This is a genomic window from Coleofasciculus sp. (genome assembly GCF_046539235.1).
GTDB lineage: Bacteria > Cyanobacteriota > Cyanobacteriia > Cyanobacteriales > Coleofasciculaceae > Coleofasciculus.
Window position 1 is genome coordinate 1 of sequence record NZ_JBKHHI010000351.1, and the last position, 7,068, is coordinate 7,068.

A 7,068-nucleotide genomic window follows, 5' to 3' on the forward strand; every position below is an offset into this window, starting at 1 on the left:
ATTACCCTGAAAGGTAAGTAGATGGGGAGAAATAAACTCACCCCTCAATACTGCTTGATTAAGGGAAGATGGGGGAGATGAGGGAGATGGGGAAGATGGGGGAGATGGGGGAATTGTAGGGGCGGGTTTTACCACTAACCTTTGCTTTGCACCCTAATATAACTAAACCCGCCCCAAAGGATTACCAGCATTCTGCGACGAATGACCAATGACGAAAAACCAATGACAAATGACAAATGACAAATGACAAAACAATGTCTATAGACTTCACCGTAGCGATTCCTACATATAATGGTGCCAGCCGTTTGCCGAAGTTGCTGGATAAACTGCGACAGCAAACAGATTTAGACCAGATTTCCTGGGACATTATTGTTGTTGATAATAACAGTACAGATGATACAGCCCAAGTGGTGCAGGAGTATCAAGGGAATTGGTTACCCGATGTTCCCTTAACCTACATCCTGGAACCGGAACAAGGTGCGGCTTTTGCTAGATTACGGGCGGTAAAAGAGGCGCAGGGGGAACTGATTGGATTTCTGGATGATGATAACTTACCCAATCCCGATTGGATAGCCCAAGCTTATACCTTTGCCCAGAAACATCCCCAAGCTGGTGCATTTAGTGGGCAAATTCATGGGGACTTTGAAGTCGAACCGCCGGAAAACTTTCAACGCATACAAGCCTTTCTTGCCATTCGAGAACATGGTTCTACCCCCCATCAATTTGAACCGCAAAACTTGAGATTACCGCCAGCGGCTTCATTGGTGGTGCGAAAAAAAGCCTGGAGTGAAAGTGTTCCCTCGCGTCCCACATTAACAGGTAAATTACCGGGAGTGATGATACAGGGGGATGATTATGAACCCTTACTGTACATGTACAAAGCCGGCTGGGAAATTTGGTATCATCCCGATTTGCATACCTATCATCAAATACCCCACTGGCGCTTAGAACGGGATTATTTACTTTCTATTTGTCGGGGCTGTGGATTAGCAACGTGTCAACTGCGGATGATTAATGCCAACGCTGGACAAAAACCGATAATTTTTCTCCGAACCCTGCTGGGAAATTTACGTCGAGTCACTCTACATTTCCTTAAATATCGAGGTCAACTCAAAACTGATCTCGTTGCCGCCTGTGAACTGGAATTCTTTTGGGGAAGTTTAATCAGTTCTTTTTTTCTGTTTAAAAAATGATTGAGCCGAAAAGCAATATTGTCATAGTGATAAAACCAGCTAAAAATTCCATATTAGCGACAAGAAAATGTCAACTATATCAATTGTAATTCCGGTCAGAAACAGAAAAGACTATACCAACACTATTCTATCGCAAATTCATCAGCAAATTGTGCCGAAAAATGAAAATGCTATTTGGATTGTGGTTGTGGATGATGGGTCTACTGATGGCACCCAAGATTTGATTCGCACCAAATTCCCTCAGGTACATCTGATTCAGGGAGATGGTTCTCTGTGGTGGACAGGAGCGATTGTTCGGGGTATGCAATATGCAATTGATAGGTTAGCGACGGATTACTTTGTCTGGCTTAATGATGATATTTCGATTCCCGAAGACTTTATGATTAAACTGGAAGAGACTTGTAACTCTCCGGTATCTAAGAGTGCCGTAATTGGCGGAATTGTTTGTGACACAATTTATCCCAATTGGATTGTGTTTAGTGGTATGGTTAATAAACAGCTAATTCGTAGCTTTGATTATTTTGCTAACCAGGAAATAATAAAGGTGGATACTCTCAATGGGAATATTGCGATTATCCCCAGAACCATTGTGGACAAAATTGGTTTACCTGATGCCGAAAGATTCCGACATTACGGGGGAGACTTTGAATTTGTTTATCGGGTGAGAAAGGCTGGGTTTAAGGTCTTGTTGTCCAGCCGCCTTAAAGCCAAAACGGATTATCAGATTGGTGACTTTATTCGTTATATGCCTGCTTGGATGCAATGGTATTTTCAACGTAATCTGTCTCAGCGAAAGGCGATTTTAAAGGGATTTACTAACTTAAAAAGCCATCATAATATTTGGCATATGGTTAATATTAATTATTGTGGTTATGAGTCGATTCCACAATGGAAATATATCGTTTACTATTGGCGGCAAATCCTGAAAATTTTTGTGATTAATTTTTGGTCAAGACATCAAATTAAACGTGACATTGAAGATTATGTGAAACAGCAAAATGCTCCCCGTGCGATTGTTCAAGAATTGTTTAATCAAACGATTAAATAAGATTAGGAAACGTAGGTTTTAATATAACCGAGTAAGGTGGTCGTATTAGCCATCGGGCTAACTTGCTTGAGTAACTGTTCAGCTTGGGCATTGGGGAGCAACGTGAAAACCATACTTTTAAACAGGACTTTCCAGCTAACACCAGTTCGCAGAATTGAGGGATCATTCAGAATTACTTGTCTAAAAAATCCTAAGGCGGTGATACCTTGATGTCGCGCTGGAGGATTTTCGAGGACTTTGAAGGTTAAGTATTTATAGAGATTCGCTATACTGGTTTTTTTCAAATGTTGTAAGGATTCAGGCGCTTGGCTGAACGCTTGTTCAATCACTCGTAAGCAGGCGGCTTCCATTTTGCCTACCTGAGTCGAGGCTGAATGGGCAGATATGCGATACAAAATCTGGGGAGAAGGTACGGCGATAAATTGATAACGGCAGGCTAATCGTAGCCATAACTCCCAATCTTCGGCGGGGGGAAGGGACTCATCAAAGCCGCCTACGTCATCTAGGGCTTTTTTGCAGATTAAAAGGTTAGAACCATTTTCAAACAAGTCGGTTAATAGGAGATTGGCATAAATATTTCCATTCAAGGTCAGGTGATTTCCCCGACGGTAAAATTGATCCGATTCATCGATATAATCGGTCCAGCTATAAGCGACGGCGGCTTGAGGGTGAGTTTGCAGTGCGTTGAGTTGGGCTTCGAGTTTATCGGGAGTCCAAAGGTCGTCGGCATCTAAAAAGGCGATATAATCTCCTGAGGCTTTCGCTAATCCTCGATTTCGACTCGTGGCTTGACCAGCATTCGGATAGGAAAATACCTTTAATCGAGAGTCCTGAATTGGGGATAGGATGTCTAAGGTTGAGTCCTGAGAACCATCGTCAATCACAATCAGTTCCCAGTCGGAAACCGTTTGGTTGAAAACGGATTCAATAGTTCTTTGAATGGTGGTCTCACCATTATAAACGGGAATGATTACAGAGATAAGGGGCATATCAATTCAATTGGGACAATTTTGGGGAAGACAGGTCAGTTTTGATATGAACCAGTAACGCACTCACATCAGCACGGTGCTGGAGATGATTGAGGAACCTCTGGGCAAGTTGAGCCGGTAAGAGGGTGACAATTATGATTTTTAAGATAACTTTCCAGATGACTCGCGTATAGAGTAAGCCGGGATCATTAATCAGGGCTTGGGCTAGAAATTGGCTGGCTTGTAAACCGTTTTGGCCGGCTGGATAGCCTTCGAGTGCTTTGAAGGTAAAATACTTACACAGATTCGCGATACTGGGTTGCTTCAGATAATGTAGAGATTCTGGGGCTTGGGCAAACGCCCGTTCAATTACCTTAAAGGTTTCTCGTTTCTGTCGGGTAACATTGGCAGTCATTGAGGTTAAAGAGACTCGATATAAAATTTGAGGCTGAGGGACACAGACAAAGGGATAATTAGCGGCTAGCCGCAACCAGATGTCCCAATCTTCGGCGGCGGAAAGGGATTCGTCAAAGCCTCCCAGTTGAGTGAGAATGGGTTGGCGAATTAAGGGATTGGAACCATTTTCTAGGAAATTGACCAGCAACAAATGGGCATAGGCATTACCATTAACGGTGAGGTGGCTACCCGTATGGATGAAGTGACTAGATTCATCAATAAAATCAGTCCAACTATAGGCTAACCCGGCTTGGGGATGGTTTTGTAGTGCCTGGAATTGTGCCTCGAGTTTATCGGGAGTCCACAGGTCATCGGCATCAATGAAGGCGATATAATCACCCACAGCTTGGGCAATTCCTCGGTTGCGACTGGCGGCTAGACCAGCGTTGGGGTAGGATAATACTTTTAAACGGGGATCGGGAATAGGTTTGACAATATCTAGGGTGGAATCCTGTGAACCATCATTGATCACGATCAGTTCAAAATCAGAAAAGGTTTGTCTGAGAACCGAGGCAATGGTTTCCTGGATGGTTCGCTCACCATTGTATACTGGAAGAATAACAGAAATAATCGGCATTTGCACGCTCGACTTGTTAATTGGGATTAACTTAAACTCAAATAAACGTAGCTGATTTAATTGGCAGTAGGTAAAACCTCGCCAGTTAGCGCGATTAACGGGGTTGGTCTGGATCGGAGGTCTTTGTCTAATCCTTGTTTCTGGGAAGGATGTTACATTAGACTAATTATAGTCTAACTTTATAGCATTTGGGTTTGGGATTAAACCCAATTCCCGAAAGCCGATCCGATCTAAGATTGAGAGAACTGCAATTTTATGCCCAATCATAAATTCCTTTTCATCGGGGGCTTGCATAGAAGTGGGACATCCTTACTAGCGCAAACTTTGAGTAAACATCCCCAAATCAGTGGCTTTGATAATACGGGGGCGATGGAGGATGAGGGACAGTGGTTACAATCAGTATATTCTCCGGCAAAAGTTTATGGTGGACCGGGACGTTTTTGTTTTAATCCGTCTTCTTTTCTAGATGAAGCTTCTGATTTGGTCTCTCCGGAAAATGCCCAGATGCTGTGGCAACAATGGCAGCCTTATTGGGATCTGAATCAGCCTGTTTTATTGGAGAAGTCACCGCCTAATCTGGTTCGCAGTCGATTTTTACAGGCGATGTTCCCTAATTCTTGGTTTATCATGGTGTTGCGACATCCCATCCCGGTATCTTATGCGACTCAAAAATGGAGCCAAACCTCGATTTACTCATTAATTGAACATTGGCTCATTGGTCATGAACGATTTAAGCGCGATCAAGGGTTTCTGCAAAATGTATTAATTCTTAACTATGAAGATTTTATTGATCATTACTCCGAAATTTTGCCGAAAATATACGATTTTGTCGGAGTCGATAATATTGAAATTAATCCAGGAATTCGTTCAGGGGTCAATGATCGATATTTTCAGAGATGGCAGATGATGCGCCAAGGTTGGAAACGATTCTATGCTGACTATATAGACTACAAATTTGAAAAGAGAGTGAATCAGTTGGGCTATAGTTTGAAGCACTGGAAGATTGAGGCGGATTAAAAATTAGGATTAAATCGAATCAAAATGGAAATTCAATCTAATTCTCCTATTTTTCTAGTCGGATGTCCGCGTTCCGGAACAACGTTATTGCAAAGCCTACTGGCAGCTCATCCAGACATTGCTTCCTTTCGCGAGTCGAAGTTTTTTCATTATGTCCTGCCCGAATACGAACCTCGTCGGCGGGCTTTAGGGCTAGTATCGCGTCAGTTGAGACCTCGACTTGAGCGGTACTTTAGAGATGAACTAGGTCGTCCGGAGATGCTGTCGCGTTTACCTCGGATAATTTTGAGGGGATATTACACCCGAAACTTTATCGAGATCATGTATTTGATGACCCAAGAACAAGGTAAACGTATTTTTTTAGAAAAAACCCCGGATCATATTTATAAAATTAACTTGATTGAAAAGCTGGTTCCCAGAGCCAGATTTATTCATCTTGTTAGAAATGGAGTGGATGTTGTTGCTTCATTATCCGAAATCACGCATAAATATCCACGTCATTGGGGTGGGGAGCATACGATTGATATGTGTATTGATAAGTGGAAACGGGCTATTGCCGCAAGTTATGAATCTAGGCATAAGCCCAATCATTATCTAGTCCAGTATGAAGCTTTGGTCGCCAATCCCCGCCCTATTCTGGAAAACCTGTGTCAATTTATTGGGGTTGAGTTTCACCAGGCAATGCTGCAAGATTATCGTGCTATGGGTGAACAGCTTAGTCTTGTGCATGAGGGACGGGCAGTGCGTCAAGACGGAATTCAAAATGCCACATCTCAAAAGTTTTACCAGGTATTTGATCCAGCACAACGACAGTATATCCGGGAACAGTTGGCAACGGTTAACCTGGCAGAATTGAGGCAAGCATTTGATTCAAAAAACTCGCCGGATCAATATATAACCAAGACAGAGGACAAATGATATAAGACGCAGGACAAATGACAAATGAACCATTCAAGTGAGGAAATCCGAATCTCAGCGGTGGGTAATCCCATACGTAAATTCAGGTGCGATCGCGCAAAATCATCAATGAACCCTAAACCTATATGGCGTTATACCTATGACTGTACTCGAACAGGGAAAAATCACCATTCATACTGAGAATATCTTTCCCATTATCAAGAAGTCGCTCTACACCGACCACGAAATCTTCTTGCGGGAATTAGTCTCCAATGCTGTAGACGCTATCCAGAAGCTGAAGATGGTGTCCTACTCCGGGGAAGTGGATGGGGATGTGGGGGAACCGGAAATTACCATTTCCCTGGATAAAAATAATAAAACCCTCTCCGTCTCCGATAACGGGATTGGCATGACGGTCGAGGAAGTGAAAAAATACATTAACCAAGTCGCCTTCTCCAGCGCCGAAGAGTTTATCCAGAAATACCAAAAAGATGCCGACCAACAAATTATCGGTCACTTCGGCTTGGGCTTCTATTCCTGCTTCATGGTGGCAAAGAAAGTCGAGATTGATACCCTCTCCTATCAAGCTGGGGCTGAGGCGGTACATTGGTCTTGTGATGGTTCGCCCCAGTTTGAACTGTCGGAGTCCTCTCGCAAGGAACGGGGAACCACGATTACGCTGACGCTACAGGATGAAGAGACCGAATATGTCGAACCCGCCCGGATTCGTCAACTGGTGAAAAAGTACTGCGACTTCATGCCCGTACCGATTAAGCTGGATGGTGAGGAACTCAACAAGCACAAGGCACTGTGGAAGCAATCGCCACGGGATCTCAAGGATGAGGATTACTTAGAATTTTATCGCTATCTGTATCCGTTTCAGGAAGACCCCCTGCTGTGGGTGCATCTGAA

At 43.4% G+C, this 7,068-nt stretch carries 7 protein-coding genes; 5 read left to right on the forward strand and 2 right to left on the reverse strand.

Annotated elements, in window-relative coordinates; genetic code table 11:
* Positions 1 to 236 precede the first annotated feature (236 nt).
* Together hpsE and ACLFWI_RS23560 are read left to right on the forward strand one after the other, a co-directional pair.
* Complete coding sequence (gene hpsE / locus ACLFWI_RS23555) at positions 237 to 1,193, forward strand: hormogonium polysaccharide biosynthesis glycosyltransferase HpsE (RefSeq protein ID WP_446414948.1); 957 nt, start codon at positions 237 to 239, stop codon at positions 1,191 to 1,193.
* 67 nt (positions 1,194 to 1,260) lie between these two features.
* Positions 1,261 to 2,241, forward strand: a complete 981-nt coding sequence (locus ACLFWI_RS23560; RefSeq protein ID WP_446414949.1) for a glycosyltransferase family 2 protein — start codon at positions 1,261 to 1,263, stop codon at positions 2,239 to 2,241.
* A gap of 2 nt (positions 2,242 to 2,243) precedes the next feature.
* Here ACLFWI_RS23560 and ACLFWI_RS23565 read toward each other — a convergent pair whose 3' ends face one another.
* Together ACLFWI_RS23565 and ACLFWI_RS23570 are read right to left on the reverse strand one after the other, a co-directional pair.
* Entirely contained in the window at positions 2,244 to 3,230 is a 987-nt protein-coding gene (locus tag ACLFWI_RS23565; protein WP_446414950.1) for a glycosyltransferase, read from the reverse strand.
* A 1-nt stretch (position 3,231) separates the two neighbouring features.
* Positions 3,232 to 4,242, reverse strand: a complete 1,011-nt coding sequence (locus ACLFWI_RS23570; RefSeq protein WP_446414951.1) for a glycosyltransferase — start codon at positions 4,240 to 4,242, stop codon at positions 3,232 to 3,234.
* A gap of 255 nt (positions 4,243 to 4,497) precedes the next feature.
* Between ACLFWI_RS23570 and ACLFWI_RS23575 the strand changes: the two genes are divergently transcribed.
* The 3 genes from ACLFWI_RS23575 to htpG form a co-directional block, all read left to right on the forward strand.
* Positions 4,498 to 5,259 (forward strand): sulfotransferase family protein, encoded by a 762-nt coding sequence (locus ACLFWI_RS23575; RefSeq protein WP_446414952.1) that lies wholly within the window; start codon positions 4,498 to 4,500, stop codon positions 5,257 to 5,259.
* A 24-nt stretch (positions 5,260 to 5,283) separates the two neighbouring features.
* Entirely contained in the window at positions 5,284 to 6,177 is an 894-nt protein-coding gene (locus ACLFWI_RS23580) for a sulfotransferase family protein (protein WP_446414953.1), read from the forward strand.
* A gap of 139 nt (positions 6,178 to 6,316) precedes the next feature.
* Positions 6,317 to 7,068: molecular chaperone HtpG (gene htpG, locus ACLFWI_RS23585; protein WP_446414954.1), on the forward strand; the 752-nt coding region annotated here is incomplete at its 3' end.

Coding starts and splice junctions, on each gene's coding strand:
- hpsE (WP_446414948.1), top strand. CDS start 237: ATGACAAATGACAAAACAATGTCTATAGACTTCACCGTAGCGATTCCT.
- ACLFWI_RS23560 (WP_446414949.1), top strand. CDS start 1,261: ATGTCAACTATATCAATTGTAATTCCGGTCAGAAACAGAAAAGACTAT.
- ACLFWI_RS23565 (WP_446414950.1), bottom strand. CDS start 3,230: ATGCCCCTTATCTCTGTAATCATTCCCGTTTATAATGGTGAGACCACC.
- ACLFWI_RS23570 (WP_446414951.1), bottom strand. CDS start 4,242: ATGCCGATTATTTCTGTTATTCTTCCAGTATACAATGGTGAGCGAACC.
- ACLFWI_RS23575 (WP_446414952.1), top strand. CDS start 4,498: ATGCCCAATCATAAATTCCTTTTCATCGGGGGCTTGCATAGAAGTGGG.
- ACLFWI_RS23580 (WP_446414953.1), top strand. CDS start 5,284: ATGGAAATTCAATCTAATTCTCCTATTTTTCTAGTCGGATGTCCGCGT.